The following is a 26,049-nucleotide window of genomic DNA, read 5'->3' as shown; positions in this document are numbered from 1 at the left end:
GCGGATGTCCACAGCGGACATCGCATTTTTAGCTGCGACAAAGCAGCGCAGCTGGCATGCGTCACGGTCAGCCAAAATCTTCTCTCAACGCCCTCCGCCGCTCGTTTCTGCAGCAAATTCAGCTACGGCATCGGCAGCCGATTAATGCGGCGGCAGAGCTATGTGACAGTTCGTGTCCAGCCATCGGGCGCCGAGCAACCATCAGCTCGGCTCAAGCGTTGGTCAGCTGCATCCTGCCTCGCAGGATGCAAACCGGGATTTGCACACGAATTAGACAGAGAATGACTGTTTCTTGGTCAACTTGCACCCTGTCGGACCCAGGCCGATATCAAAATGACGGTAACGACACACGAATGAGTCGGGCGCACCATGGAGGCTCGCTCCGGCCATAGGAGACTTTGACATGATCACGACGGGCCAAAATCAGGGATCGGCAACGATCTATCAATTCCCGGTTGGGGGCCGCGCGGCTCTCGGCGGACGCCGCTACGGCGAGACGCGGACGGTGCGCGAGCTGGCCGCAGAGGTCGAGACCTCGGCCTGTAGCGAGAGCTGGTACCATCAGGCGGCGATCGACGACGCCAAGCCGAGCCGCGATCACTGATGCTGACGCAACGGAGAGGCGTGACGCAAAAACGTCAGACAGCAGCAGAACAGTAGGAAAGGGTCGGAACGAAGCGTTTCGGCCCTTTTTTCATGCCAGCTCGCAGGCCGTCACCGGCCGCTTCGCATGCCGCAGCCTGGTCAATCCGGCCCGGGTGATCTCAAGCGTGACACCGCTGCCTCTGTAGCGCGTGCCAGTCAGCGACAGACGCTTCGTCAATGTCACCGCCTTGCCGTCGAGTTGCAGATGCGCGCGGGTGTCCCCGTTGAAGAACGCGGCAATGAATTGCGTACCGTCGGCACAGTGATAATTCCGGAAGGCGGACTGCGCCGGCGCTGCCGAGGAACCAAAAATCCCGAAAAGAATTGCGCCGACCAGGATGGCGCCTCCGCGATAAGTCATATTCTCCCCCCGAGAGGCCGGTTATAGACCTGTCTGCGCCGACACTCCTGCGCCAGGATTCCTGCGCCAAGTTTTCTGCGCCAAGTTTTCTGCGCCAAGTTTTTTGCGCCAAGACCTCATCAGCTGCAACAGGCCCGCCCGATGTCAGAAGCCCCTGCCCGTCACCTCAACCTCGCCGGCGCCAGCAATTTTCGCGATCTGGGCGGCTACCAGACGCGTGACGGCCGAACGGTGCGCTGGCGGCAGATCTTCCGCTCCAACCATCTGGCGTATCTCACCGAGCAGGACGTCACCGTGGTGCGCGGCCTCGGCGTCAAGAGCGCATTCGATTTCCGCGGCGTCGCCGAGCGCGCCGAGGCGCTGTGCAGCATGACCGACGTTACCGTGCATTCGCTTCCGGTCGAGCCGACGGTGGTTGCTTCGCTGCGCGCGATCGCCAGCCAACGTCAGCTCATGGAAGCCGACGCGATCGATGTAATGCGGGATTCCTACCGCGGCTATGTGCAGGACAACACGCCGCGCTATCGCACGCTGTTCGCCCATCTGCTCGAGAACCGTGCGCCGCTGGTGATCCACTGCACCGCAGGCAAGGATCGCACCGGCTTTGCCTGCGCGCTGATCCTGCACGCGCTCGGCGTTTCCGATCAGGTGATCGCGGACGACTATCTCCTGACCAACCAGTTCTACAAGCGCGACCCGGCCCACAGCACCGAGCTGCCCGATGACGTCAAGCAGGTGCTCGGCACCGTACGCGCGGCGTTTCTGGAGGCGGCGTTCGAGGCGATCGATGCCGACTATGGCAGCCTCGACGGCTATTTCCGCGACGGCCTCGGGCTCGGCCAGGCCGAGCGCAAGGCGCTTGAAGGCCGCTATCTACAGGCCTGATCAATTTACGCGAGAGCGTTTTCGTGTGAAGCCTGTCCCGCACGTGATGCGGGATGGACACCGGTTCGCGTGAAGAAAACGCGGCCAGTCTGAAAAAAGTCCTCAGGCCGCCGCGGCCTCGAGCTCGAGCTCCGCGTCGAGATCGGCAATCACATCCTCGAATGCCGAGATCGCCTGCTGAATCGCCGCGATCTGCATCAGCTCCCAGCTGCCCACTGGTCCGTTGCGGTTTTGTAACGCCACCACGAGATCGCGCCGCTGCTCCTTAAGCTGAACGAGCGGTAAACCGTGATCCGGAAGATTTCCCATTCGCATAACCCCTACCTTGGCTAGAGTTCCGCTTCTAAGGAAAGGGTTCTGAAAACGACTTACGGAAGTGCCGCAAATTTTATCCAACCGGCCCACCTCCGTAGTCTTACGTAGTGAAGCGCGCGCGCGACCCGTCAGGATCCGGCGTCCTTGGCCGCTTTCAAGATCGTGTCGCACAGCCCACGGGCGAGTCGCTGCGTGCTTGCGTCGCTCTGGTGCAGTTGGTCCGGATCGGTCGGATCGATCATGCGCTCGAACGAGATGTTGTTATGCACGTGCCAATGCCGCATCAGCGCCCAGCGGTGAAAAACGCTGACACCCTTGAGCTCAGCTTTTTGCGAGATCAGCCTCACCATGTCTTCCGAGAGCTCCGCCTTATCATCCTTCAGCATGGCCGTTACATATTGCGGATCGATCAGCATCACGTCCATCTTGGTCCGATCGGCACACAGCAGATCGAGTCCTGCTTTGATCTTTTGCGCAACGGCATCGATGTTGTAGTCCTGCCGGTGGAAGACTGCGTTCGTTCCGACCTGCCAGATCACCAATGTCGGCTCGAGTTCGAAGATGTCCTCCTGAAAGCGATCGAACTCCTTGTCGGCCTCCTCGCCGCCTCGGCCGCGATTGATAACGTCGATCCGTGCATTGCCGTTGGTCGCCTGATCGTTCCGCAGGTACATTTCCAGCCAATAGGGATATGGCAGGACGTCCGCTCTGCCGGCTGTCGACGACGATCCCATCGCGACGATCTTGATCGGACCGCCCTTGGCGATTGCCTTGGCCAGGCACGGCAATTTGTATTTGAAGCCGATGACATCGGCAGGCAGGTCGGCAAACATCAAATTATCAACCATTTGAAATACTCGCTAGCTAGTGCCATCTCACGTTGTATATCTCGCCGCAAAACGGCCCTGCATTGCAAATGAAATCTGCCTGATCATAGTGAGCATTCAGCCTGCTTGCGAATACGGAGAGCGCCATGAACGGAAAAGCCATCGTCATCACCGGCGCGCTCGGCGCGCTCGGCAAGGTGGTCGCCGAAGAAGCCCTGGCGCGTGGCGCGCGCGTTGCCGGCATAGACCATGCGGCCTCACAGCTTGCCGCGACGGCCGATCGTATCGAGCTCGGCGGCGTCGACCTCACCGACACCGCGCAGGCGACGGCTGCGATTGACAAAGCGGCGGCGCATTTCGGCCGGCTCGACGGGCTGATCAATATCGCAGGCGGCTTTACCTTCGAGGCGGTGAGCGACGGCGATCCCGCGACCTGGCAGCGCATGTACGCCATGAACGTGATGACCGCCTTCAACACGTCGCATGCCGCGATCCCGCATCTCATCAAATCGGGCGCCGGACGGATCATCAATATCGGCGCACTCGGCGCCTTGCAGGCGGCGTCCGGCATGGGCCCCTATGCGGCCTCGAAGGCCGGCGTCCACCGCCTCACCGAGTCGCTCGCCGCGGAGCTCAAGGGCAAGGTCACGGTCAATGCCGTGCTGCCTTCGATCATCGACACCGCCGCCAATCGCGCCGCTATGCCGAAGGCCGACATCTCGAAATGGGTGACGCCGAAGGAACTCGCCGAGATCATCCTGTTCCTCGCCAGCGATGCGGCTAGCGCAGTCACCGGCGCACTGCTGCCGGTCAACGGGCGGGTTTAGACGCCTCGCCTTGTCCCGAGCCCTTTCGCTCCATCCGACCGATGCTAAATAACTGGCATGACCACTGCCGAAGACATCGAAAAGGCTGTCGAACGGCTGGCTCCTCGCGAGCTGGCCCGCTTTCGCGCCTGGTTTGAAACATTCGATGCCGAGCGTTTCGATGCGGCGATCGAGCGGGACGCAAAAGCCGGAAAGCTTGATGCCCTGGCAGACGAAGCCTTGGCAGCGCATCGTGCCCGGCAAACGCGCGATTTGTGAAGCACGCCGCCTCACCGAGGTTTTGGGCCGCGTAGGAGCGATTGCCCGCTCAAATTCGGAAGCTTGCAGACGCCAACTTTGCATTGTTGAAGCGCGACCCACGCCATCCGTCCCTCCAATTCAAGAAAATTGGGCGGCTTTGGTCGGCTCGGATTGGCTTGCGTTACCGCGCGCTCGCGGTCGAAACATACGAGGGATATCTCTGGTTCTGGATCGGCTCTCACGCAGAGTACGATCGCCTAATCAGCTAGCGGCGCCCAGCACCGACCGAAACCGGATTCTGCCCTTGCAGGCGAACCGGCCTACATCGCACGTCAGTCAGCAACCAACAGCCGCAGCTTCGACCTGAAGCGGATGCTCTGCTTGCCGGCCAGCGCCATGCCGTCGCCCTCGGCGGTCTCGTCGGTGTAGGTGCCGGTAAAGCCGATGGTGACCACCTTGCGTTCCCACACCGGGCGCTCGCCATAGGTCGGCGAATGCTCCTCGTTGGTGACCTCGCCCTTCCACTTGCCGTCGGCCGCGGTGTAGCTGCCATGGGCGAAGAAGAACGAGTCGCCGCCGCGCATCTGGCCGTCGCGCAGCACCATGACGCCCTGGTTGCCGCCAGAGACGCCATCGAGAAATTCGACGGTGATGTGATAGAGGCCGTTCCGGATCATGAAATGGTCGCGCCCTGTCCAGCCCAATAATAGCCGCCTGGCCGCGCTTTGGGCAAATTCCATCGGCCCTCAATCGGTGCCATTCCGCGCTATGCTGGCACCTGAGTCGCGGCGGGATGCCGCAGGAGCCTGCCTGTTGGAAACCACGCTTTATCTGCCCGTCAAACGCTTCCTCGAAAAGCTCGGCTTCACGGTGAAGGGCGAGATCGGCGGCTGCGACCTCGTGGCACTGAGCGGCGGCGACCCGCCTGTCGTGGTGATCGGCGAACTGAAGCTCGCCTTCAATCTCGAACTGATCCTGCAGGCGGTCGATCGCGCCGCGGCGGCCGATGAGGTGTGGATCGCGGCCAAGGTCTCGGCCCGCGGCAAGGGCCGCGAGAGCGACGCGCGGTATCGCAATCTGTGCCGGCGGCTCGGCTTCGGCATGCTCGGCGTCACCGACCGCGGCGACGTCGAGGTGCTGGTGCCGCCGCCGACTGCGGCACCGCGCCGCAATCCGAAGAAGCGCTCGCGCCTGATCACCGAGCACCGGAAGCGCAAGGGCGATCCAGCTATGGGCGGATCGACGCGCGCGCCGATCATGACCGCGTACCGGCAGCAGGCGCTGGCCTGCGCCTGTGCGCTGTCGGACGGGCCCCGGCGGGTGCGCGACCTCCGCGCCGAGATTCCCGACGCCGGCAAGATCCTGCAGCATAATGTCTACGGCTGGTTCGATCGCGCCGAGCGCGGCATCTATGTGCTGACCGATGCCGGCCGTGCCGCGCTGAAGCGCTGGCCGCAGCAACCGATCAATGCGTCAGGGGCGGAAGCCGCCCCGTAACGGACTGGGGGAAATCATGATTGTCGTCACCGGCAGCGTCACCGCCCGCCCCGACTCGTTCGACGAGGTGCGGCGGCTGAGCCTCGAACATGTCCATCGCTCGCGCACCGAGCCCGGCTGCATCTCGCATTCGGTCCAGGTCGACTGCGAGAATCCGCTCAGGCTGGTGTTTTTCGAGCAATGGGCCGACCGCGCCGCGCTGGCGGCGCATTTTGCGGTCCCCGCCTCGCGCGATTTCGTCCGCTCCCTGCAATCCCTTGCGGCCGCTGCGACCACCATCGAACTTTATGACGCTCACAAGATTGAGAGACTCTAGCTGCATGGCTGGATTGCCATCTCATATTCATATTGCAATGCAACATTGGGGACCTTACGTATCTCCCGCGATTCAAAGATGAGGCGGCGATGAGCGGAGACTGGAATACCAAGTATGGCACCCGGCGCGTGCGGCATGACCCGCCGACGCTGGAGGAGGCAATCTTCGCCGCCATCGGCATCACCGATGACGTGGAGGCCCAGGCCGAGATCGCGTCGTCGCTGATGGGGCTGCCCTATGAAGAGGTGCTGGCCGAGGTGAAGAAGACCGCGCGCGTCAGCGCCCGCACCGGCACGGCAACCCGCGTGATCGCCGGCGAACAGGGCGCGCAGCGCTCGGTCGTGGTCGAGCGCCGCGTGGTCCGCCGTCTCGCGCCCGCGAAGCGCACCGGCACCTGAAATACAACATCCGGCTACTCAAAGAAAAAGGGCAATCCGCTGAACGGATTGCCCTTTTTGTATTTGACGTAGGTCTCGGCTCAAGCCGCCCGGCCCCAGCCGGACATCTGCATCACCATTCGCCAGTAGGCCCGGTTCATGTCGACGATCGCGCGCGCGGCCTCGACCGGCGTAACCGGTGCAGCGGCCGGCGCCGGTTCGCCCTGGTTCTGCTCAGTCAGGTCGATGCTGCCGGTGGACTCACCGTGACGGAAGGTCAGCTGCGCACCGAACTTGGTGGCGAGCGCACGCATCGCATCGTTCTGCGCGCCCGTGGTGATGCGCAGGCTGCCGTAGCCCTTGGCATGCGCCTCGGCGATCAGCTTGCGGAACAGGGTGCTGCCGACGCCCTTGCGCCGCACTGACCGCTCCACGCTGAAGGCGATTTCCGGCTGTGCATCCGGTGACTGCTCCGGCGGATGCAGCTCGGCCGCGCCGCGGACCACGCCATCCTCGAAATAGGCGATGATGACGGTGCCGTCATTGGCGCAGCGCTCGGCATAGCGGCGGATGAAACTGTCGTCGATGAAGCCATGAAAACGATCGTGGCGGCTGGTACGGTCCAGTCGCAACAGGTGATCGCGCAGCAGAGGAAGCTCCTCCTGCTGGCTCAACGTCCGCACAGTGCCCTTGGCGGACGTCGGACGGATAGAATCATAGTTCATTTCATAACTCCTCTTGGTAGCCCTCGAGGAGGCGTCGAGTCCCTAGTGGTCGCTATATTGTGCGCCGCACCATATAATTCAAGTGTCTAGATTCATTTAAGTAAACAATGATGTGATCGACAAATCACATCATCGCCTCATCATAATACCAATTGCGTTTGCGTAACCACCGCGACCAGTTTGCCGTCCTCGGTCTCCAGCCTGGTCTGCCAGACCTGAGTCCGCCGGCCCCGATGGACCGGGGTCGCCGTCGCGATCACGGTGGTCCCCTCCTTGGCGCTGCCGATGAAATTGGTCTTGCTCTCCAGCGTCGTGGTGCCCTTGGCGTCCTCGGGCAGGTTGATCACGGTGGCGGCGGCGCCGACGGAGTCCGCGAGGGCCATCACCGCGCCGCCGTGGATGGTGTTGCGGAGGGTGCAAAGGTCCGGCCGTACCAGCATCTTCGCGACCACGCGATCCGGGCCGGCCTCGGTGAAGGTGACGCCCTTCAGTTCCGCAAACGGCATCTTCATCGACTGGATCTTTTCGAGCGGCGTCATCAGGTTCCTCCGGCTTTTCTGGCGTCATACGCGGGCTTGACCCGCGTATCCATCGTTCTCGCGAGAAGCTTCCTCTGCATGATGGATTGCCGGGTCAAGCCCGGCAATGACGTGCGAGGTAATCGAACGGATGACGTCATGGCCGCCGTGACAATCCTTGGCGAGTCTGCATACCGTCCGCGATGCGCGACTTCCCTCCCCGCCGGATCGTCTGCCTGACCGAAGAGACGGTCGAGACGTTATATCTGCTCGGCGAGCAAGACCGCATCGTCGGCGTCTCCGGCTATGCGGTGCGGCCACCGCAGGTGCGCCGCGAAAAACCGCGGGTGTCGGCGTTCATCTCCGCCGACATTCCAAAGATCCTGGCGCTCGATCCCGATCTGGTGCTCGCCTTCTCCGATCTGCAGGCCGACATCGTCGCCGATCTCGTGCGTGCCGGTGTCGCCGTCCATGTCTTCAACCAGCGCGATGTCGCCGGGATCCTTGCGATGATCCGCACTTTGGGTGCGATGGTCGGTGCCGCCGAGCGCGCCGGGCAACTCGCGCAAGGGCTCGAGCAACGGCTGGCCGCGATCGCGGCAACGCCGCGTCCGGGGCCGCGGCCAAAGGTCTATTTCGAGGAATGGGACGATCCGCTGATCAGCGGCATCGGCTGGGTGTCCGAACTGATCGAGATCGCCGGCGGCGAGGATGCGCTGCCGCATCTGCGGGCGCACAAGGCCGCCAAGGATCGCATCGTCACGCCGGACGCCGTGCGCGAGGCGATGCCCGATGTGATCCTCGCATCCTGGTGCGGCAAGAAGGTCGTGCTCGACCGCATCCGCACACGCGCGGGCTGGAGCGATATTCCGGCCGTGCGCAACGACCGCATCGTCGAGATCAAGTCAGCGATCATTCTGCAGCCCGGCCCCGCCGCGTTGACGGATGGGCTCGATGCGATCGTCAAGGCGTTATGGGCGGAGCGCGCCTGAATCTCTCCGCCGTCATTGCGAGGAGCGAAGCGACGAAGCAATCCATGGTTCCGCACGTGGTGAAATGGATTGCTTCGCTTCGCTCGCAATGACGCAAACGGGCAGCTACGCCTTCTCCACCCCGCACCATTCCGCGATGAACAGCGCGGTAGCCTTGGTCGACTGCCGCAGCGAGTCCAGTTCGACATACTCGTTGAAGCCGTGCATCGCCGCACCACTGGCGCCGAAGCAGAGGCTCGGGATGTCGTGGTTCAGGCCGTAGAAACGCGTGTCGGTCAGCGCGGTGAAGGCGCGGTCTTCCACCGCTCCGCCATAGACGACCTGGTGCGCCTTGGCGAACGCGGCTTCCGGCGCCTCGGAGTTCACCAGCTCATAGCCTTCCGACAGGAAGCCCGACCATTCCACCTGCGGCGGGTTGTTGGAGAGGAAGCGATGGTCGCGCGCCGCGGCCGAGACGCAGGCCAGAATCTCCTTCTGGCACTCGGCGATCGACCAGCCCGGCAGCACCGCGATGCGGCAGTCGACGTCGCACCAGGCCGGCACGCTGGAGGCCCAGTCGCCGCCCTTGATGATGCCCGGGTTGAAGTTGATCGGATGATTGACGTCCTTGAAATGGCGGTCGGCCTTGGCGCGCTCGTTCCAGGCGATCTCGAGCTTCTCCAGCGCATGCACCAGGTGGTACGCCGCCATGATCGCGTTCGAGCCCGCGCCGGCCTCGAACACATGCACCGGGAAGCCGCGCACCTTCAGGCGGAACCAGATCACCCCGACCTGCGAGCGGATCATCTTGCCGTTGGTCGGCTCGGGGATGAAGCAGGCATCGGCGCGATAGCCGCGCTGCAAGGTCGAGAGCGCGCCGACGCCGGTGCTCTCCTCCTCGATCACAGACTGGAAGTGAATCCGCGCCGTCGGCTTCAGGCCGGCCTGCTTGATCGCATCCAGCGCGTAGAGCGCGGCAATGGTGCCGGACTTCATGTCGCAGGCACCGCGGCCATACATCCTGCCGTCCTTGATGACCGGCGAGAACGGCGGCGTCTCCCACATCTCGAGCGGACCGGTCGGCACCACGTCGCAGTGGCCCTGCAGGATCAGCGATTTGCCGGCATTGGTGGCCGGGCGATAGGTGCCGACCACCGTGCGCGCCTTGGAGAAATCATGCTCGATCGGGCCGAAACCGCGCAGATCCTTCAGCTCGTCGAGATTGATGTGCCAGTCGTCGACCTCATAGCCGCGCTCGCGCAGGAGATCGCCGATCATGTCCTGGCACGGCCCCTCGGCACCGCGGGTCGAGGGGATCGCGACAAAGGCCTGCGTCGTCGCAAGCTGCGCATCGAATCCCTCGTCTACGGCGCTAAGGATTCGTTGTTGCGTCTCGGCAGTCATTCGGCAGCTCCATGGGGGACATCAGAAAAGGCGGGAGCCGCACCGTAACCCGATTTCACCCCTCGGGGTATTGCGCAAAATAGGCATCCCGCAATGCATCTTCGAGCAGACGGCCTTCCGAATAGCCATCGAGCGTCGCAGGCCGCGTCACGCCGTCGAGCAGCCGCGGGCACGGCTCGGGCGCGCCGAGCACGGTGCGCACCGGAATGCGCTCGGCATAGATCGGCAACTCGTAATCCTCATCATCATCGGCGACGCCCTTGGCGCGCACCTTTGCCGAGGCCTCCTCGATCTCCATCGCGATGAACGAGGTCGCCTTGATTTCCTGCTTGTTGCTGGCGCGCAGGCTTGCGGTGCGCTCGGGAAAGAAGCGGTCAACCATCGCAACGATGGCGCGCTCCTTCTCCTCGGGATCGGTGACGAGATAGGCTGACCCGAACGCCATCACCGCGCGATAGTCGGCCGAATGGTTGAAGCCGCAGCGCGCCAGCACCAGGCTGTCGAGATGGGCGACCGTCAGGCACACCCGCTGCCCTTCCGACTGGTTCTCCAGCATCCGGCTCGCGCTCGAGCCGTGCCAATAGAGCTTGGTGCCCTCGCGCCAGAAGAAGGTCGGCGTGCAATAGGGCTGGCCGTCGATCACGTAGGAGACGTGGCACAGCATCGAGGCGTCCAGGATCTTGTGCACGGTGGCGTGGTCGTAGAAGCCGCGGTCATGGCGGCGCTTGACCCGGTTGCGGGACGACATGGGGTAGGACGGAGTGGACGCGCCTTCGGTCACGGCAGTGCCTTTCGAAATCTGGAATCTGTCCAGAGTTGTAGCGGCCCATTTGGTCTGCGATAGTGCCAATTCCATGCGAAAAATTCCGACCAATTCCCGCAAGCCCGCGGCGCGCAAGCCCGAGCTGCCGCTCGACCTCTCCGGCCCGCATGTCACGCAGGGGGCGGCCTCGCAGCAGCGGCTCTATCAGGCGCTGTGCCACACCATCGTCGGCGGCCTCGTCAAGCCGGGCGAGCCGCTGCCGCCGTCGCGCGCGCTGGCCAAACAGACCGGCTTCCGCCGCAACGCTATCACCACGGCCTATGAGCGGCTGATCGCCGACGGCTTTGCGGTGGCGACCACGGGCTCCGGCACCTTCGTCGCCGCGCGCATTCCGGCGCAGGCCACCGCGCCGCGACGCGCGAAGATCGAGATCGAGCCGCCGCAGCACAATGCGCTATCGCTCGGCTGCACCCATATCGATGAGCGCGCGCTGCAGCGCTTCCGCGCCTTTGCCGGCCGCAGGCTGCGCGCCTTTGGCTCCGAGCATCTGCATTACGGCGATCCCCGCGGCAGCAGCGAGTTGCGCGCCGCGATCTCGGACCATCTGCTGTCGGCGCGCGGGCTGCGCTGCGATCCCGACCAGATCATGCTGGCCTCGGGCACGCTGCATGCGCTGCGCATCGTGCTTGGCGCAATCCTCAAGCCCGGCGACCAGGTCTGGTGCGAGGACCCCGGCTATCCGGCGGCGCGGCGCGCGATCGAGCATTGCGGCTATCGCCCGGTGTCGGTGCCGGTCGATGGCTCCGGCATGCGCATCGACAGAGGACGCGTATCCGCTCCCGCGGCGCGCGCCGCCTATGTCACGCCGTCGCACCAGTTTCCGCTCGGCGTGCAGATGGCGATGCCGCGCCGGCTCGAGCTGCTCGACTGGGCCCGCGACGCCGGCGCCTTCGTGTTCGAAGACGATTACGACAGCGAGTTCCGCTATGACGGCGCGCCGCTGCTGTCGCTCGCCGGCATCGATCATCTGCGCCGCGTGATCTACATGGGCACGTTTGCGAAGACGCTGTTTCCGGGATTGCGGATCGGTTACTGCGCGCTGCCCGAGGCCTTGATCGGTCCGGTGACGGCGGCGCGCGCCGCGCTCGATCGCTTTCCCGGCACCCTGATGGAAGGCGCGGTCGCCGACATGCTGAACTCCGGCGCCTTCGCCGCGAACCTGCGCAAATCGCGCAAACTTTATCGCGAGGCGCGCGACGTGCTGGCGTCGACACTCACTCGCGCATCCGAGGGCGAACTCACGGTTCCCGTGCCGTCGCAAGGCCTGCATCTGGTGGCGCGGCTCGATCCCTTAACCGATCCGCTGGTTGCCGCGCAGGCCAAGACGGCTGCCGGCGTCGGCGGCTGGCTGCTCGCCGAGACCTATCATCGCGCACGGCCACTGCCCGGCTTCGTGTTGGGATTTTCCGGCCATCCGGTTCCGCAACTCGTCGCGTCGGCGGAACAACTGGCGAAGACAACGCTCACTGCGCTGCGCGCGACGCGCAAGATATCCGTCAAGCCGCAGCGCTCTAGGAGAATCGCAGTCACCTGACTAAGGTCGCCGCGTTCAGTCAGTGTCCGCCTACGGAGATACCGGATGCCCAATCGCAACGTCCTGTATCTCGTGATCGGTGCGCTGGTCGTGATCGCAGGAATGCTCGGCTACAATCTGTATCAGGCGAACAAGCAGCCCGAGGGCCTGCAGATCAATGTCGGCCCCGACGGGGTCAAGATTCAGAACAAGTGAAGGAGGCTGCGATGCCGCGCATTGGATTGGTCGCGCTGGTCAGCGCCGCAGCACTTGTCGCGATCATTCAGTCCGCTTCCGCACAGACCGTCATGCGCGAAGCCGACATCGTCGACCTCCGGGTCGGTCAGCGCGTCCTGGTCGATGACGGCTCCTGCCCGGCCGGGCAGATCAAGCAGGTGATCGGCGCCAAGCTGAGCCAGAACGGCGTGGTGCGGACCCAAAACTGCGTGCCGCGCCTCGCCAAAAAATAAAGCGCCCCGCTGTCGCGAGGCGCCTCATCCATCATTGCATTCGGCAACACGCTGCTCAGTTCGAGATCGGCTCGAACATGCATTGCAGCGTCGGCTTGGCGATCTTGGTGAAGGTCGGGCCAATCTCGTTTTGCTTGGACGGCGGCACCCAATCGGTCTCGATGGTGGGTACGCCGGTCTCGCTGATGCCGCGCAGCAGCGCCTGGCGCAGATCAGGATCGTCCACCGTCGCGGCAGCATGGTCATGCAGGCATCCGCACACCGCCTCGGGATGCGCCCAGCGCCCGAGCATATGCGGCGCGCATTGGCGCACGAACTCGTCGCGCGGTTCGGGCACCCGGTACAGCGACCGGATCTGTATCGAGTCGAGCGGAAGTTGGGATTGGGCCTGCGCGGAACCTACGAGGGCGAGCGATGCCAGGATCGCGGCGGAACAGATACGGAGCAACATGGGGAGCCTTTACCGGCAGTTCTGTTTGTCGCGTCGCGCTCAGTTGGCCTGCGCTACCACCATCGGGGCCGAGGTGACGACCGGCGAGCCGTTGTAGGAGAAGGTGCCGATCCCGGGCAAACCATTGTCCGGGGTACCAGCCATCGACGAACCGGCCATCACGAAAGCGAAGGCGAGGATCAGGCTCATGGTCCGCATCTGACAGTCTCCGTCATTCCTGTTCGGCGTCCGGCGCCGTCGTGTTGACGGATTGATAACGATCTGCGGTTTCGGGAGTTCTGCGGAACAAGCTGAAAATGGTTTCGTCGGCCGGAGAATTGTTTCGTCGGCGGGCAGCCCACGAAACATTGGCCGGAAAACGCCAATGTTATCAGTGACAGTACGCCGCCCATGCGCGTGTTCAACATTTCGCGCGTCGGGAGCTGCCCGGGCAATTGCACTCTGTCCGCGGATTATGCGTGCAAATTGAGCGGGCTACCGCGCTTTCTTAACTTTCCTCTGCTGAGACAGGATGCAGCACAGCAGGGGCGGCGTGAACCGACGTGTGGTTCGGCCGACTCATCTGGGCGCCGTGCAACCTTCTCGGCGGTGGCACGTTGAGGTGATTCCCGATCCAACGAAGGATGTCAGTCGTGGGCAATGGCAACATCGGTGTTGGCAATCAATCCGCGGCCAGCAGCAAATCCGGCCAACAGCAACAGATGAAGGCCGCGATGCCGCAGCAGGGCGCCTATGTGATGGGCGACAATGAGTGCGCGCAGCAGAAGCTGGTCCGCCTCGTCGGCTGCCACGACCCGAAGGTCAAGCCAGGCCTCAGCATCGGCGCGAAGCAGTTCGGGCAAACCAAACGCTAGCTCGTCCGCCGCCTCAGCCGCCCGGGCCAAGCCCCTGCTTCTGCTATTGAATGAACTCGCCGCACTTCTGCACGGCGGTGCTGTCGGCCGCGCCCCAAGGCATGATCGGCACCGACGACGTCGAGTTCTTCGGCGAGCCCTCGATCAGCTTGTCGGAATAGACCATGTAGACCAGCACGTTGCGCTTGGCGTCGCAGCCGCGCACGATCTGCATCCGCTTGAAGAACAGCGACCGCCGCTTGCTGAACATGTCGTCGCCCTGGCTGAGCTTGTTCTTGAAGCGGATCGGCCCGATCTGCCGGCAAGCCAGCGAGATATCGGAGACTTCCTCGGCAAGGCCGAGCCAGCCCTTGAAGCCGCCCTTCTCCGGCACCGTGAAGTGACAGGCGACGCCGTCGACCTCGGGGTCGTCGACGCCATAGGTCGCGAGCTTGTCGTTGGGGCTTACCCATTTGAACACCGTCGAGCGGCGAAAGATCAGGTCCGGCTCATCAGCCGCGGCTGCTGGAACCGCCTGCCCCAAAGCCAGCAACATCAGCAGCGCCGCGCAGCCCCATCGAGACAACAATCGCACGTCACACAAGCTCACATTTCTCGATGTCATTGAGGTCTCCGCGGGTGGGTCCCGCCTATGTAGTGCGCAAACGCCGCACAGGAAGGCGCTGACAGTTCGGTGATCAAACCGGGCGCTTTAACCTCCTGTGAGGCTTTTTTGCTACTCTTTCGTCGAAAAATCGCCCCTCACGGAAGGGTTAGATCGCTTGCGCTGGTGAACGCGTTCGGCGTCTGCGACAACCAACAGATAGTTTGGACTGGGATTCGGAATATGCGCGCAAGCGGACGTCGGATTTCGATTTTTGATTCTGCGAATGGGCGGTTCTGGCAGCTTGCAATTCTGACGGCGGCCGGCACCGTGGCCGCCTCCTCGCAGGCCGATGCAGCCCTGTTCTACTGGAACCGTGACTCCGGCTATTACGGCGATGTCGAGCCGATGCCGCCGCAGCAGCCGCGGCCGAAGCCGAAGCGCAGCACAGCCAAGAAGAATCCGGCGATCGAGAAGGAGGCCGGCCGCAAGCCGCAGGGTCCCCTGATCGTCTCGGTCTCGATCGACCAGCAGCGGGTCAGCATCTACGACGCCAACGGCCTCTACGCCGAGAGCCCGGTATCGACGGGCATGAAGGGGCATTCGACCCCGATGGGTGTCTTCAGCGTCATCCAGAAGCAGAAGTACCATCAGTCCAACATCTACAGCGGCGCGCCGATGCCGTACATGCAGCGCATCACCTGGTCGGGCATCGCCATGCACGCCGGTGTGCTGCCCGGCTATCCGGCCTCGCATGGCTGCATCCGCATGCCGATGTCGTTTGCGGTCAAGATGTACAACTGGACGCGGATGGGCGCCCGCGTGTTCGTCACGCCGGGCACGATCTCGCCGGAGAGTTTTTCGCATCCGCTGCTGGTCACGCAGAAGGTCGTCCCGCAGCAGCCGGTTGCCGATGAAGTCCTGAAGATGGATGCGCCGCTCGGCGTGAAGAGCGACAAGGGTGCGGACAAGCAATCCAGTCTCGACTTGCGCACCAGTGTCGGCCATGCCGCCGCCGCGTCACTGCGCGACAACACCCACACCGCCGACGCCAGCGGCGCGATGCCGTCGGCGAGCGCGTCGGCGACGATGTCCGATGCCTCCTCCTCTGCACGCGACGCCATTGCGGAGAAGATCGCGGCTGACAAGTCCGAGGCGACGACGACCGACGCTGCCGCGGCCGACAAGCCGGCCGAGACCAATGCCGCCGCTGGCGACAGCAGCGTCGCCACCGACGACAAGACCGTCGGCGAAGTCACCGGCAGCACCGACACGCCGAAGTCCGAGGTGTCCGCAAGCGACCCGGTGAAGGCTGAAGCCAAGGCCGATGAGCCGAAGGCAGACGCCGCCAAGCCCGGCGTTGCCGAGGCGCAAAAGACGGACACATCGAAGACGGACGCGGCCAAGACTGATGCCGCCAAGTCTGATGCCGCCAAGACTGACGCGGCCAAGGACGCAGCCAAGGCGGCGGATGCGGTCAAGCCCGCCGAGGCGGCGACTGCGGCGGACGCCAACCAGGATGCGGCCAAGGATCCCGCACGGCTGCCGGGCGTTGCCAAGATCGACATATCGAAGCGCGCCGGACAGATCGCGGTGTTCATCAGCCGCAAGGATTCCAAGCTCTATGTGCGGCAGAACTTTGCGCCGCTGTTCGAGGTGCCGGTGACGATCGCGGCAAGCGACCGGCCGCTCGGCACGCATGTGTTCACCGCGGAAGCCGACAAGACCGATGCGAACCTGCTGCGCTGGTCGGTGGTGACGCTGCCGACCCGCAACGCCGCACGCATCGACGTCGAGGAGCGTGCCTCGCATCGTCGCAAAGTGGCGACCGCAGCGCCGGCCGAGGTCAAGCCGCAGCCGGCGACCGACACCCCGGCCGAGGCGCTCGACCGCATCTCGATCCCGGCCGACGTGATGGCGCGGATCAACGAAGCGCTCGGCACCGGCGGATCGATCATCGTCTCGGACTTGGGCGTGAACCAGGGCGAAACCGGCGAAGGCACCGACTTCATCCTGCCGCTGCGCTAAACGCGACCTATAACGCCTTCTTGAAGGCCTGCGCCTGCCCGCTGGATTATGATGTCAGTGACATCTGTTCCGGGGACGAGACCATGATGGACCGCAGGACACTGATCGTGGCGGCCTTCGCCGCGGCCGCGGGATCCCGTGCGCTGCATGCGGAGCAGCCGGCGATGAGCCGGATCACCGCCTATGCCTTCTCCTTTCCGGCACTCGCTGGCGGCGACATTCGCCTTGCGGACTATGCCGGCCATCCGCTGATGATCGTGAACACGGCCTCGCTCTGTGGCTTCACGCCGCAATATGCCGGCCTGCAGCAATTGTGGACCGAATTCCGCGACCGCGGCTTCGTCATCATCGGCGTGCCCTCCAATGATTTCGGCGGCCAGGAACCCGGCGGCCCGACCGAGATCGCCGAGACTGCGCAGCATCAATACGGCGTCACCTTCCCGATCGCGGCGAAAGCCGTGGTCAAGGGCGCAAACGCGCATCCGTTCTACCGGTGGGCGGCGGAGGCACGGCCCAAGGACGTGCCGCGCTGGAATTTCCACAAATACCTGATCGGCCGCGACGGCTATATCGCCGACGTCTTCCCTGAGTCGGTCACGCCGGACGACACGCGCATCAAGACCGGGATCGCACGGGCACTGGCGGCGGCCTGAGAAGCCACGATAATCCCCGGAATTAACTGGGATTTTGGGCACGAGGTCGCCACGTTCATTGCCTTGGCGCCGGCACTGTGACTAGGGTACGATCAGTTGGGGGTGAAGCGGCCTTGGTTGCGGCAGTGCCGGCACCGGGAGCGCGATCAGCAGGGAACACGCCATGCGCATTGCGGCAGGTCTGATTTTCGCAGGGACCGTATCGTTGCTCGCGTCGAGCGCAGCTTGGTCGCAGACGCCGCCCGCCAAAGGCGCCGCCGCGGCACCGGCGGCCGCAGTTCCAGCACCCGCCGCCGCTGCACCGGCGCCCGCCGCGGCGGCCGCTCAAGTGCCGCCGAAGCAACCGCCGCAGCCGGCACGCGCCGCCTGCAACAATCCGAATGCGCTCGGCGTCGCCCGCACCGTCGAGATCGACACCACCGGCGGTCCAGGTTTCGGCTTCGAGCATTTCAAGCAGCTCGACTTCCTGCGCGACCATGAGGTGGTGCTGACCTTCGACGACGGTCCGTGGCCGGCCAACACGCCGGCGGTGCTGAAGGCGCTCGCCGATGAATGCACCACGGGCATCTTCTTCCCGATCGGCAAGCACGCCACTTACCACCCGGAGATCCTGCGCCAGGTCTATGCCGCCGGCCACACCGTCGGCTCGCATACCTGGTCGCACGAGAATCTGAACAACAAGAAGCTGACCGAGGATCAGAAGAAGGACGAGATCGAGCGCGGCCTGGCCGCGGTCAAGTGGGCGCTCGAGACGTCACCCTCGCCGTTCTTCCGCTTCCCGGCGCTGCAGCATCCGCCGGAGATGGTCACCTATCTCGGCAACCGCAACATTGCGATCTTCTCCTGCGATCTCGACTCCTTCGACTTCAAGTCGAAGAACTCGCAACAGGTGATCGACACCGTGATGAAGAAGCTCGCCAAGCTCGGCAAGGGCATCATCCTGATGCACGACTTCCAGAAGCACACCGCGGAAGCCCTGCCGACGCTGCTGACGCAGCTCAAGGCCGGCGGCTACAAGGTGGTGGCGATGCGCGCCAAATTCCCGGCGACCGTGCTGCCGCAATACGAGCAGGAGCTCGCCAAGGACGTCAAGCTGCCGACCGTGAGCTCGCGGCCGGTGAACAGCGTCGTCACCACGGTCGATCAGCAATAGCGCCGGCGATCATCCTGGTGTCTGCGTTGCGTATCGAGGGTTTCGTCATCGTCTCCGCCGATGGCCGGCTGGCCAATGCGCGCAATGTCATGCCCAATGATCTCAAGATCGAGGGCGACAAGCGGTTCTTCACCGCAGCCCTCGACCGCGCCGACCTCGTCGTCCATGGCCGCCACTCCCAGGAAGAGCAGCCGAACGCGCCGAAACGGCGCCGCCTGATCGTGACCGGCAAGGTCGCGGCCATCGCACCCGACCCGGACAATCCGAAGGCGCTGTTGTGGAATCCCGCCGGCTGCGCGTTCGAGACCGCGAGCCGCGAGGCCGGCGTGACCTCGGGCATGGTCGCGATCATCGGCGGCCCCGGCGTGTTCGGCATGTTCATGGACCGCTACGACACATTCTGGCTCTCGGTCGCACCCAAGGTGCGCATCCCCGACGGCGAGCCGTGTTTTCCAGGCGTCCCTGCCCACACCCCGCAGCAGGTGCTGTCGGCGCACGGCCTTCACGCCGGCGCGCCGCAGCTGATCGACGCCGCGCAGGATGTCAGCGTGACGCCATGGCGGCGGGTTGGTTGATCGTGGCGGATAGCATCAGCTGCGCTGCTTGCGGAACGAGTTCTTCACGGCAATCCTGTCGCCCTTGAACTGGAAAATATCGCAACCTGCGACTTCGACCGGCCTGCCGTCAACGCCGGTGCCGGTGAAAATCCACTCCGAACAACCGCGGTCGCCGGAGATGAAATGCCTGGCATCGTTCCAGCGTGCATCCGGAAACAGCTGCCATGCCCTCATGAATCCGCGCCGCACCTCGTCCCTGCCGCGAAACACCGTGCCCGATACGTCGGGTCCCGCATTGGCCTCGAACACGCAATCGTCGGTCATGAACGACATCAAATCGTCGATCGCATGACGATTCCAGGCGTCGGCGAACGCTTCGAGCGTCGCAATGGTCACCTTGCGATCGGACGTCATGCCGCAGCCTTGACCGCATTCGCGAGGTGAAGCCGGTCGTGGAGGAATTCCGCAATCATCGTCTCGACGTCGCATGCGCTTCCGTCGGCGCGGAGCACTGTCGCGTCACGCTGATAGAAGTGATCGGCACCGGCCACGTTCACGAACTGATTGGCGACTCCAACGCGGTCGAAATGCACGCGCATCTCACTGATCCCGTCGAGGATGACCGGAAGGTCGCGTTCGCCGTGGAACACCAGGGCAGCCGGCGCGATCGCACCGTCGGTGAGATGGAAATCCATCGTCGGCCCGGCGATGCGGCCGGACAACGCGACGACGGCAGCAACCGGCGCGCGCTCCGCAAATGCCGCATTGAGCGCGATCGCCGCGCCCGCCGAGAAGCCTCCGCACGCGATCCGCGTGACGTCGACGCCATAGGCCTGCGAGCGGTTGCGCACGAAGTTGATCGCCTTCGTCATGTCGTCGGTCGCCGCTTCCAGCGTGTCGGCCATCATTTGCGACGTGCATGGCGGCAGGCCGAGGATGTTGCGGACGAAGTCGATACGGTCGGTATTTTGCGGCTGGCCCGGCAACAGGAACGGCGTGACGCCGGGATCGGGCGCCTCCTGCATCAGCCGGTAGTCGATCGAGAAGCAGACATAGCCGCGGCGCGCGAATTCGCGGCAATACTCCGCCATCGCCGTGCTCGGATTCTCGCCCTCGAACACTTCCACGCCCTTGGTGCCACGATGGAATGCGCCGCCGAACGCGAGGATGAGCGCTGGTCGCGGCACGTTACCGTCACCGACGGGACGGTAGACGTCGAGCTTGAGGTCGCGGTAGCGCGCGGGTCCCTGCCCCGCGACGTAGCCGATCCCGCCGACGCCATAAATGACGTCGGGCGTGAACGCGACGTCGTGGACCTTGTCGAGATAGAGCGCGTCGGCCGGTGGCCTGGACGAAATGGCGATCACAAAATCCTCCTCACATTCGAGCCGGCCGGGCCGGACCGGTGCTGCCACGAACGATCAGTTCGGTAGCCAGTTCGATGTGCTCCACGCCGTCGGCTCCGGCGAGCTTCGCCAGCAGGCTGTTGGCGGCCATCCGCCCCATCTCGGCAGCGGGCGTCCTGACCGTCGTGATCGCCGGCGTCATGGCTGCCGCAATGTCGAGGTCGCCATAGCCGACGACGGACACATCGTGCGGCACCGACAGGCCGCGCGAGGTGCATTCCATCATCGCGCCCGCGGCGAGCAGGTCGTTGGCACAAATCACCGCGGTCGCCTCGGGAAAACGCGCCTGCGCGGTCCGGAACGCATTGCGGCCGTCCTGCAGCCCGCTACCCCCGGCGAAGATCACGCGGTCGCGTGGAAACGCGGCGCCGCGACCGTCGAATGCGTCCTCGATGCCGGCCAGGCGATCGCGCTCGCGGTCGCTGACGTTCAGGAACGCCATGATGGCAACGACGTCGCGATGGCCGAGGTCGAGCAGATGATTGACGACCGGCTGGATCGCCTTGCGATGATCGAACCCGACCGACGCGACGGTGGTGTCATACGACCAGGTGACGATGAACGGCTTGCCGAGGTCATTGAGCAGCGGCAGCAACGCCGGATCGTGCTGCATGCCGACCAGCACAACTCCATCGACGCCTTGCCGGATCATCGATCGGACCGCAGCGAGTTCGGCCTTTTCGTCGAAATCGGACGTCGCCAGCAGCAGCGTGTAGCCGTGCCTCGCGATCTCGGACTGCAAGCCCTCGACGGTGCTCGCAAAGTAAGCGTGGCGAAGCGCGGGCACCACGGCGCCGATCACCATGCTGCGGTTTCGGCGCAAAGATCGCGCCAGGCCATCGGGAATGTAGTTGAGCTCTGCGGCTGCGGCGTTGACCCGTTTCAGCGTCGCTTCGTTGAGCAGGTTCGGCGCGTTGAACGCCCGCGACACGGTCGCCGGCGACACCCTGGCGAGATCGGCGACCTCTGCCAGCCTTGAAACGCCGCTCGGGGGTTTGCTTCGGATCGCGACCATGGATTCTGATATCTATTTCATCATGGATACGAGTAGGCCGGCGGACCGGCAAAGTCAATGGACCCGCAATCTCTGCATAATTTATTGAATTTACGTGCATTATATGGATTCGTTTGCCCCGCCCATTTATCAAGCAGCGTAGCCCCTTGACGCAATACGCGTCAGATGCCCTGATGATGAAATTGATTTCAGTATTCAGGACGGGGACGAACGATGCGCAACACACCCTACTTTCCTGGTTGGAATGTCGTCGCCGGCTCGGGCGTCGGCATCGCTTTTGGCTCGCTGCCCTTCTTCGCCGCAGGCTTTGCGCTGCTCGCCGGCGCGATGGCCAAGGATTTCGGCTGGAGCCAGCCCGAGGTCGCCAAGGCCGCGTCGATCTTCCTGTTGCTGCAAATGGTCGCCTACCCGTTTTGCGGCTGGCTCCTCGACCGCTGGGGCTCACGCAGATTTGCAATCACCAGCATCGCGCTGTTTGCCGCATCGGTGCTGGTGCTGAGCCGGATCGACGGCTCGCTCTTGCAGTTCTACCTTGCCTTCGCCCTGATCGGCATCGTCAGCGCCGGCACCAACGTCGTCTCCTATGCCCGCGCCGTCGCGCTGTGGTTCAATCGCAAGCGGGGGCTGGCGCTCGGCATCGCGGCGAGCGGACAGGCACTCGGGTCGTTCGTGATCCCGATCCTCGCACACCGGCTGATCTCGACGCACGGCTGGTCGTTTGCGCTGGTTGCGATGGCTGCGTTCGAACTCGTGATCTGCCTGCCGCTGGTGGCGCTGCTGGTCAAGGACAGCCCAAAGCCGTTCGGCCTGCTGCCCGATGGCGCGAGCAGCGCTCAGGCGCCCGGTGCAAGCGCACCGGCCGATGACGGCAAGACGGTCGGCGAGATCGTCCGAACCGCCGTGTTCTGGAAACTTGCGATCTGCTTTGCCGTCATGGGCATGTCGTTCTACGCCATCGCGCCCAACATCGTTTACATCCTGACCAAGAAGGCCGGGATGAGCCTTGCCGATGTCGCGACGGTCCAGGCCGCCTCGGGCATCGCCGTTCTGTTCGGACGAATCGGCTTTGGCTATCTGCTCGACCGGGTGCACGCGCCGTTCGTCGGCATCGTTGCGCTGGCGCTCACCAGCATCTGCGCCATGACCTATGCCACGACGTCGATACCGGCGCTGATCATCGTCGCGGCTGTCCTCAGCGGCCTTGCGATCGGCGGCGACACCGATCTGATGCCGTATCTCGCCAGCCGCTATTTCGGCACGGCTGCGGTGTCGCGGATCTTCGGCTGGTTCCTGTTCGCCTTCTTCCTCGGCGCAGCGATCGGGCCCGTCGCCTTCGCCCAGTTGAGCGCGACCTTCGGAGGCTCCGACATTCCGCTGATGCTGCTGGCGGCGCTGCAGATCATCCCTGCCCTGCTATTCATCTCGATCGGCCGGTACCGGACCGGCCCAGCCGAGGCCTCCGGCCTCACCGCGGCGGCATCGTCGTAAGCCGCCCTACACATCCCCATACGCCGGGTCGTCGCGGCGCGGGCCGCGGCCGTAGCCGGCGATGATGAACAGCGCGCCGATCAGCGACAGGTTCTTCAGCGCGTCAATCAGGGTCTTGGCGTTGTCGGGCGCCGGCTGATTCCAGAAATCATGGAAATAGAAGGTCGTGAAGCACACGAAGATGATCAGCAGGATCGCGAAGAACCTTGCCAGCACGTTCACCGCGATCATCAGCCCCGCGATGATCTCGAAGCCGCCGATCGTGATCGCCAGCAGCTGCATGAACGGCATGCCGACGAAGGTCTCGATCTGCTGCGTATAGGGCGCGACGATGGCCGGGATCGTCACCTTGGCCGTGAGCAGATCCGCCGTCGCCTGGATGCCGAACAGCTTGCTCGCCCCCGAATAGAGGAACAGCACGGCGAACAGAATGCGCCCGAAGGTGATGAACGCTGGCATGGGTCGGCCTCACTGGATGGCAGAAATCGGACGAAGCAGGCGGAGCGAGTATGGCCGCCCCGCCTGCTTCGATCAAATCGAATCCGTATCGAGCATGATCCGGACCCGAAGGGCCGCGCTAGCGCAAAGTGCCTAGCGGTTTTCCCCCGCGACAAACGCCATGCGTTTGCGCGGAGATCATGCTGAAAACAACTCTTGCTCAGCCGAACAGCGTCGGCTGCGCGCGGCCGGCGCGCTCCTGGGCCTCGACCGCGGCAACCGCGGTCATGTTGAGGATGCCGCGCGCCGTCACGCCGGGGGTGAGGATGTGCGCCGGACGCGCCGGACCGATCAGAATCGGCCCCACCGGCAACGCGTTGGCCAGCGACTTGATCATCTGGTAGGCGATGTTGGCGGCATCGAGGTTCGGCATGATCAGGATGTTGGCCTCGCCTTCCAGCCGCGACTGCGGCAGGACGAGCTTGCGCGCGACCGCCGACAGCGCGGTGTCGCCCTGCATTTCGCCGTCGGCCTCGATCTCCGGATGCTTTTCCTTCAAGAGCTGGGTGGCCCGCCGCATCTTGCGCGAGGAGTCCGTATCATAGCTGCCGAAGTCGGAATGTGACACGAAGGCGACCTTCGGCTTGAAGGCGAAGCGCTGGACGTGGATCGCCGCGAGCGAGGCGACTTCCGCCAGTTCCTCCGCGCTCGGATTCGGCCGCACCTGGGTGTCGGCGAGGAAATGGGCGCCGGTGGAGGTGATCATCAGTGCCAGCGCGGCATAGTCGCTGACCCCCGGCAGGAAGCCGATGATCTCGCGGACATGGCGCAGATGGCTCATGTAGCGGCCCTCGACGCCGCACAGCATGGCGTCGGCCTCGCCGCGCGATACCGCCAGCGCCGCGATCACCGTGTTGTTGGTGCGGACCACCGTTCGCGCGGCCTCCGGCGTCACGCCGCGCCGGCCGGCGACGTCGATGTAGGACTGCACGTAGGAACGGTAGCGCGGATCGTCCTCGGGATTGACCAGGTCGAAATCGCGGCCGGCCTTGATCGACAGGCCGAAGCGCTTGATCCTGGTTTCGACCACGGACGGACGGCCGACCAGGATCGGCCGCGCCAGCTTTTCCTCGAGCACCACCTGGGTCGCGCGCAGCACGCGCTCGTCCTCGCCTTCGGCGTAGATCACGCGCACCGGCTGGGTCTTCGCCTTGGCGAACACCGGCTTCATGGTGAGGCCGGAGCGGAACGCGAAACGTTCGAGGCTCGCGGCATATTCGTCGAAATTGGTGATCGGCCGGGTCGCGACGCCGGACTCGATCGCGGCCTTGGCGACGGCCGGTGCGATGCGCAGGATCAGGCGCGGATCGAACGGGCTCGGGATCAGCGAGCCCGGGCCGAACCCCTGCGTCTCGCCGGTGTCGAAACCATGGGCCACCGCATCCGACGGCGGATCGCGCGCGAGCTGCGCAATCGCTTCCACCGCGGCATGCTTCATCGTCTCGTTGATCGCGGTGGCGCCGACGTCGAGTGCGCCGCGGAAGATGAAGGGGAAGCACAGCACGTTGTTGACCTGGTTCGGATAGTCCGACCGGCCGGTGCAGATCATCGCGTCGGGACGCGCCGCGCGCGCCTCTTCCGGCATGATCTCCGGCACCGGATTGGCAAGCGCCATCACCAGCGGCCCATCCCCCATCTGCTTGACCATCTCCGGCTTCAGCACGCCCGGCGCCGACAGTCCGATGAAGATGTCCGCGCCCGGAATGACATCGGCCAGCACGCGCGCGTCGGTCTTCTGGACATAGACCGCCTTCCAACGGTCCATCGTGGTGTTGCGGCCCTCATAGACGACGCCGTCGATGTCGCAGACCCAGATGTTCTTGCGCTGCGCGCCCATCGACACGAGCAGGTTGAGCGTGGCGATCGCCGCCGCGCCTGCGCCCGAGCAGACGATCTTGACGTCAGGCAGCTTCTTGCCGTTCAGCAGCAGCGCGTTGACGATCGCGGCCGCGACGATGATGGCGGTGCCATGCTGGTCGTCGTGGAACACCGGGATCTTCATGCGCTCCTTGAGCTGCGCCTCGATCTCGAAGCACTCCGGCCCGCGGATGTCTTCCAGATTGATGCCGCCGAAGGTCGGCTCCAGCGCCGCGACGGTCTCCACCACGCGCTCGATCGTATTGGCATTGATCTCGATGTCGAACACGTCGATGCCGGCAAATTTCTTGAACAGCACCGCCTTGCCTTCCATGACGGGCTTGGAGGCCAACGGGCCGATATTGCCGAGCCCGAGCACCGCCGTGCCGTTCGAGACCACCGCCACCAGATTGGCGCGGGCGGTCAGCGTCGCCGCCTCGGCCGGGTTCTTGGCGATCTCCGTGCACGCGGCGGCCACGCCCGGCGAATAGGCCAGCGCCAGGTCGCGCTGGTTGGCGAGCGGCTTGATCGCCTGGATCTCGAGCTTGCCCGGCCGCGGCAGCCGGTGATAGGCGAGCGCGGCGTTATGGAGTTCTTCAGACGATGACGACATGCGTGCTTCCCGCGTTTCCGGCCCAAATTTCTTGTTTCTGTGCTAATCCAGGCAAAAGTCAGTTGTCCGGCAAATCGAGCCGGATGTGAAGCATGTCCCGCCGCTTGGATGCAACATCGGATACTATCCCCGTCAACAGGCCCGGGCGGGCCCGTTCGTCGATGCTGCACCTTCCGACC

Annotated in this window: 34 protein-coding genes; 18 read left to right on the top strand and 16 right to left on the bottom strand. The window is 64.3% G+C overall.

What is annotated here, in order from left to right; all coding sequences use genetic code 11:
• The first annotated feature begins 403 nt into the window (after positions 1–403).
• Positions 404–604: a DUF2735 domain-containing protein gene (locus tag ACOIX3_RS18245; RefSeq protein ID WP_420971222.1), complete on the top strand. Its 201-nt coding sequence runs from the start codon at positions 404–406 to the stop codon at positions 602–604.
• A 90-nt stretch (positions 605–694) separates the two neighbouring features.
• Here the strand turns inward: ACOIX3_RS18245 and ACOIX3_RS18240 are convergent, their stop codons facing one another.
• Positions 695–1,006, bottom strand: coding sequence for an MliC family protein (locus tag ACOIX3_RS18240; RefSeq protein ID WP_420971221.1), 312 nt, complete (start codon positions 1,004–1,006; stop codon positions 695–697).
• Positions 1,007–1,147: 141 nt separating this feature from the next.
• Between ACOIX3_RS18240 and ACOIX3_RS18235 the strand changes: the two genes are divergently transcribed.
• Entirely contained in the window at positions 1,148–1,891 is a 744-nt protein-coding gene (locus tag ACOIX3_RS18235; protein WP_420971220.1) for a tyrosine-protein phosphatase, read from the top strand.
• 102 nt (positions 1,892–1,993) lie between these two features.
• Here ACOIX3_RS18235 and ACOIX3_RS18230 read toward each other — a convergent pair whose 3' ends face one another.
• Both ACOIX3_RS18230 and ACOIX3_RS18225 read right to left on the bottom strand, forming a co-directional pair.
• Positions 1,994–2,200: a hypothetical protein gene (locus tag ACOIX3_RS18230; RefSeq protein WP_038375209.1), complete on the bottom strand. Its 207-nt coding sequence runs from the start codon at positions 2,198–2,200 to the stop codon at positions 1,994–1,996.
• 134 nt (positions 2,201–2,334) lie between these two features.
• Complete coding sequence (locus ACOIX3_RS18225) at positions 2,335–3,054, bottom strand: SGNH/GDSL hydrolase family protein (protein WP_420971218.1); 720 nt, start codon at positions 3,052–3,054, stop codon at positions 2,335–2,337.
• Positions 3,055–3,179: 125 nt separating this feature from the next.
• Between ACOIX3_RS18225 and fabG the strand changes: the two genes are divergently transcribed.
• Genes fabG through ACOIX3_RS18210 form a run of 3 tightly spaced genes read left to right on the top strand, consistent with a single transcriptional unit; the run spans position 3,180 to position 4,369 of the window.
• Entirely contained in the window at positions 3,180–3,860 is a 681-nt protein-coding gene (gene fabG / locus ACOIX3_RS18220) for a 3-oxoacyl-ACP reductase FabG (protein ID WP_420971217.1), read from the top strand.
• A gap of 57 nt (positions 3,861–3,917) precedes the next feature.
• Positions 3,918–4,118: a hypothetical protein gene (locus tag ACOIX3_RS18215; protein ID WP_420971216.1), complete on the top strand. Its 201-nt coding sequence runs from the start codon at positions 3,918–3,920 to the stop codon at positions 4,116–4,118.
• Positions 4,119–4,159: 41 nt separating this feature from the next.
• The gene (locus ACOIX3_RS18210; protein ID WP_420971215.1) at positions 4,160–4,369 is read left to right on the top strand and encodes a hypothetical protein; all 210 of its coding nucleotides are present in this window, start codon (positions 4,160–4,162) and stop codon (positions 4,367–4,369) included.
• A gap of 63 nt (positions 4,370–4,432) precedes the next feature.
• Here ACOIX3_RS18210 and ACOIX3_RS18205 read toward each other — a convergent pair whose 3' ends face one another.
• On the bottom strand, positions 4,433–4,840 hold the full coding sequence (locus ACOIX3_RS18205; RefSeq protein ID WP_420971214.1) for a hypothetical protein: 408 nt from the start codon (positions 4,838–4,840) through the stop codon (positions 4,433–4,435).
• A 73-nt stretch (positions 4,841–4,913) separates the two neighbouring features.
• Between ACOIX3_RS18205 and ACOIX3_RS18200 the strand changes: the two genes are divergently transcribed.
• From ACOIX3_RS18200 to ACOIX3_RS18190, 3 genes are all read left to right on the top strand, one after another.
• A complete protein-coding gene (locus tag ACOIX3_RS18200) occupies positions 4,914–5,597 on the top strand; it encodes a DUF2161 domain-containing phosphodiesterase (protein ID WP_420971213.1) in 684 nt (227 codons plus the stop codon).
• Positions 5,598–5,613: 16 nt separating this feature from the next.
• Complete coding sequence (locus tag ACOIX3_RS18195) at positions 5,614–5,913, top strand: putative quinol monooxygenase (protein ID WP_420971212.1); 300 nt, start codon at positions 5,614–5,616, stop codon at positions 5,911–5,913.
• Positions 5,914–6,002: 89 nt separating this feature from the next.
• Positions 6,003–6,311 (top strand): hypothetical protein, encoded by a 309-nt coding sequence (locus ACOIX3_RS18190; RefSeq protein WP_050401418.1) that lies wholly within the window; start codon positions 6,003–6,005, stop codon positions 6,309–6,311.
• 80 nt (positions 6,312–6,391) lie between these two features.
• Here the strand turns inward: ACOIX3_RS18190 and ACOIX3_RS18185 are convergent, their stop codons facing one another.
• Complete coding sequence (locus tag ACOIX3_RS18185) at positions 6,392–7,015, bottom strand: GNAT family N-acetyltransferase (protein WP_342722315.1); 624 nt, start codon at positions 7,013–7,015, stop codon at positions 6,392–6,394.
• A 140-nt stretch (positions 7,016–7,155) separates the two neighbouring features.
• The gene (locus ACOIX3_RS18180; RefSeq protein WP_420971211.1) at positions 7,156–7,554 is read right to left on the bottom strand and encodes a PaaI family thioesterase; all 399 of its coding nucleotides are present in this window, start codon (positions 7,552–7,554) and stop codon (positions 7,156–7,158) included.
• Between the two features lie 182 nt (positions 7,555–7,736).
• On the opposite strand from ACOIX3_RS18180, the gene ACOIX3_RS18175 reads away from it, so the two are divergent.
• Positions 7,737–8,525 carry a cobalamin-binding protein gene (locus tag ACOIX3_RS18175; RefSeq protein ID WP_420971210.1) on the top strand — a complete coding sequence of 263 codons (789 nt, stop codon included), beginning with the start codon at positions 7,737–7,739 and terminating at the stop codon, positions 8,523–8,525.
• Positions 8,526–8,630: 105 nt separating this feature from the next.
• Here the strand turns inward: ACOIX3_RS18175 and ACOIX3_RS18170 are convergent, their stop codons facing one another.
• Both ACOIX3_RS18170 and ACOIX3_RS18165 read right to left on the bottom strand, forming a co-directional pair.
• Positions 8,631–9,908, bottom strand: coding sequence for an ArgE/DapE family deacylase (locus ACOIX3_RS18170; RefSeq protein WP_420971208.1), 1,278 nt, complete (start codon positions 9,906–9,908; stop codon positions 8,631–8,633).
• A 55-nt stretch (positions 9,909–9,963) separates the two neighbouring features.
• Entirely contained in the window at positions 9,964–10,656 is a 693-nt protein-coding gene (locus ACOIX3_RS18165; protein ID WP_420971753.1) for a pyridoxamine 5'-phosphate oxidase family protein, read from the bottom strand.
• Positions 10,657–10,762: 106 nt separating this feature from the next.
• Here ACOIX3_RS18165 and ACOIX3_RS18160 point away from each other — a divergent pair, with 106 nt between their 5' ends.
• Genes ACOIX3_RS18160 through ACOIX3_RS18150 form a run of 3 tightly spaced genes read left to right on the top strand, consistent with a single transcriptional unit; the run spans position 10,763 to position 12,714 of the window.
• Positions 10,763–12,265: a PLP-dependent aminotransferase family protein gene (locus tag ACOIX3_RS18160; protein ID WP_420971207.1), complete on the top strand. Its 1,503-nt coding sequence runs from the start codon at positions 10,763–10,765 to the stop codon at positions 12,263–12,265.
• Positions 12,266–12,310: 45 nt separating this feature from the next.
• A complete protein-coding gene (locus ACOIX3_RS18155; protein ID WP_420971206.1) occupies positions 12,311–12,460 on the top strand; it encodes a hypothetical protein in 150 nt (49 codons plus the stop codon).
• Positions 12,461–12,471: 11 nt separating this feature from the next.
• Positions 12,472–12,714 (top strand): DUF6719 family protein, encoded by a 243-nt coding sequence (locus ACOIX3_RS18150; protein WP_420971205.1) that lies wholly within the window; start codon positions 12,472–12,474, stop codon positions 12,712–12,714.
• A 55-nt stretch (positions 12,715–12,769) separates the two neighbouring features.
• Here ACOIX3_RS18150 and ACOIX3_RS18145 read toward each other — a convergent pair whose 3' ends face one another.
• Both ACOIX3_RS18145 and ACOIX3_RS18140 read right to left on the bottom strand, forming a co-directional pair.
• Positions 12,770–13,165 carry a hypothetical protein gene (locus tag ACOIX3_RS18145; RefSeq protein ID WP_342722321.1) on the bottom strand — a complete coding sequence of 132 codons (396 nt, stop codon included), beginning with the start codon at positions 13,163–13,165 and terminating at the stop codon, positions 12,770–12,772.
• A 39-nt stretch (positions 13,166–13,204) separates the two neighbouring features.
• Positions 13,205–13,363 (bottom strand): hypothetical protein, encoded by a 159-nt coding sequence (locus ACOIX3_RS18140; RefSeq protein WP_021079698.1) that lies wholly within the window; start codon positions 13,361–13,363, stop codon positions 13,205–13,207.
• Positions 13,364–13,788: 425 nt separating this feature from the next.
• On the opposite strand from ACOIX3_RS18140, the gene ACOIX3_RS18135 reads away from it, so the two are divergent.
• Entirely contained in the window at positions 13,789–14,019 is a 231-nt protein-coding gene (locus tag ACOIX3_RS18135; RefSeq protein WP_420971204.1) for a hypothetical protein, read from the top strand.
• A gap of 43 nt (positions 14,020–14,062) precedes the next feature.
• On the opposite strand, the gene ACOIX3_RS18130 is transcribed toward ACOIX3_RS18135, so the two are convergent.
• A complete protein-coding gene (locus tag ACOIX3_RS18130; RefSeq protein ID WP_420971203.1) occupies positions 14,063–14,623 on the bottom strand; it encodes a CreA family protein in 561 nt (186 codons plus the stop codon).
• 222 nt (positions 14,624–14,845) lie between these two features.
• Here ACOIX3_RS18130 and ACOIX3_RS18125 point away from each other — a divergent pair, with 222 nt between their 5' ends.
• The 4 genes from ACOIX3_RS18125 (at position 14,846) to ACOIX3_RS18110 (ending at position 19,011) form a co-directional block, all read left to right on the top strand.
• Positions 14,846–16,630: a L,D-transpeptidase family protein gene (locus ACOIX3_RS18125; protein ID WP_420971202.1), complete on the top strand. Its 1,785-nt coding sequence runs from the start codon at positions 14,846–14,848 to the stop codon at positions 16,628–16,630.
• Positions 16,631–16,713: 83 nt separating this feature from the next.
• On the top strand, positions 16,714–17,283 hold the full coding sequence (locus tag ACOIX3_RS18120; protein ID WP_420971200.1) for a glutathione peroxidase: 570 nt from the start codon (positions 16,714–16,716) through the stop codon (positions 17,281–17,283).
• A gap of 163 nt (positions 17,284–17,446) precedes the next feature.
• Positions 17,447–18,436, top strand: coding sequence for a polysaccharide deacetylase family protein (locus tag ACOIX3_RS18115; RefSeq protein WP_420971199.1), 990 nt, complete (start codon positions 17,447–17,449; stop codon positions 18,434–18,436).
• A 17-nt stretch (positions 18,437–18,453) separates the two neighbouring features.
• On the top strand, positions 18,454–19,011 hold the full coding sequence (locus ACOIX3_RS18110; protein ID WP_420971198.1) for a dihydrofolate reductase: 558 nt from the start codon (positions 18,454–18,456) through the stop codon (positions 19,009–19,011).
• Between the two features lie 15 nt (positions 19,012–19,026).
• On the opposite strand, the gene ACOIX3_RS18105 is transcribed toward ACOIX3_RS18110, so the two are convergent.
• The 3 genes from ACOIX3_RS18105 to ACOIX3_RS18095 are packed head-to-tail and all read right to left on the bottom strand — an operon-like array spanning position 19,027 to position 21,414.
• Entirely contained in the window at positions 19,027–19,407 is a 381-nt protein-coding gene (locus ACOIX3_RS18105; RefSeq protein WP_420971197.1) for a nuclear transport factor 2 family protein, read from the bottom strand.
• On the bottom strand, positions 19,404–20,360 hold the full coding sequence (locus ACOIX3_RS18100) for an alpha/beta hydrolase (protein WP_420971195.1): 957 nt from the start codon (positions 20,358–20,360) through the stop codon (positions 19,404–19,406). The genes ACOIX3_RS18105 and ACOIX3_RS18100 overlap by 4 nt, the downstream gene beginning before the upstream one ends.
• 10 nt (positions 20,361–20,370) lie before the next feature.
• The gene (locus ACOIX3_RS18095; protein ID WP_420971194.1) at positions 20,371–21,414 is read right to left on the bottom strand and encodes a LacI family DNA-binding transcriptional regulator; all 1,044 of its coding nucleotides are present in this window, start codon (positions 21,412–21,414) and stop codon (positions 20,371–20,373) included.
• Positions 21,415–21,627: 213 nt separating this feature from the next.
• On the opposite strand from ACOIX3_RS18095, the gene ACOIX3_RS18090 reads away from it, so the two are divergent.
• The gene (locus ACOIX3_RS18090) at positions 21,628–22,902 is read left to right on the top strand and encodes an MFS transporter (RefSeq protein ID WP_420971193.1); all 1,275 of its coding nucleotides are present in this window, start codon (positions 21,628–21,630) and stop codon (positions 22,900–22,902) included.
• A 6-nt stretch (positions 22,903–22,908) separates the two neighbouring features.
• Here ACOIX3_RS18090 and ACOIX3_RS18085 read toward each other — a convergent pair whose 3' ends face one another.
• Both ACOIX3_RS18085 and ACOIX3_RS18080 read right to left on the bottom strand, forming a co-directional pair.
• The gene (locus ACOIX3_RS18085) at positions 22,909–23,361 is read right to left on the bottom strand and encodes a DoxX family protein (protein WP_050401433.1); all 453 of its coding nucleotides are present in this window, start codon (positions 23,359–23,361) and stop codon (positions 22,909–22,911) included.
• A gap of 199 nt (positions 23,362–23,560) precedes the next feature.
• Positions 23,561–25,870, bottom strand: a complete 2,310-nt coding sequence (locus ACOIX3_RS18080) for an NADP-dependent malic enzyme (protein ID WP_420971192.1) — start codon at positions 25,868–25,870, stop codon at positions 23,561–23,563.
• Between the last annotated feature and the right edge of the window lie 179 nt (positions 25,871–26,049).

Origin of the sequence: Bradyrhizobium sp. B120 (assembly GCF_049075665.1) — a bacterium.
In the GTDB taxonomy this organism is placed as follows: Bacteria; Pseudomonadota; Alphaproteobacteria; order Rhizobiales; family Xanthobacteraceae; genus Bradyrhizobium.
Note: the sequence above shows the minus strand (reverse complement) of the source record. Positions and strands in the feature narration are given on the sequence as shown.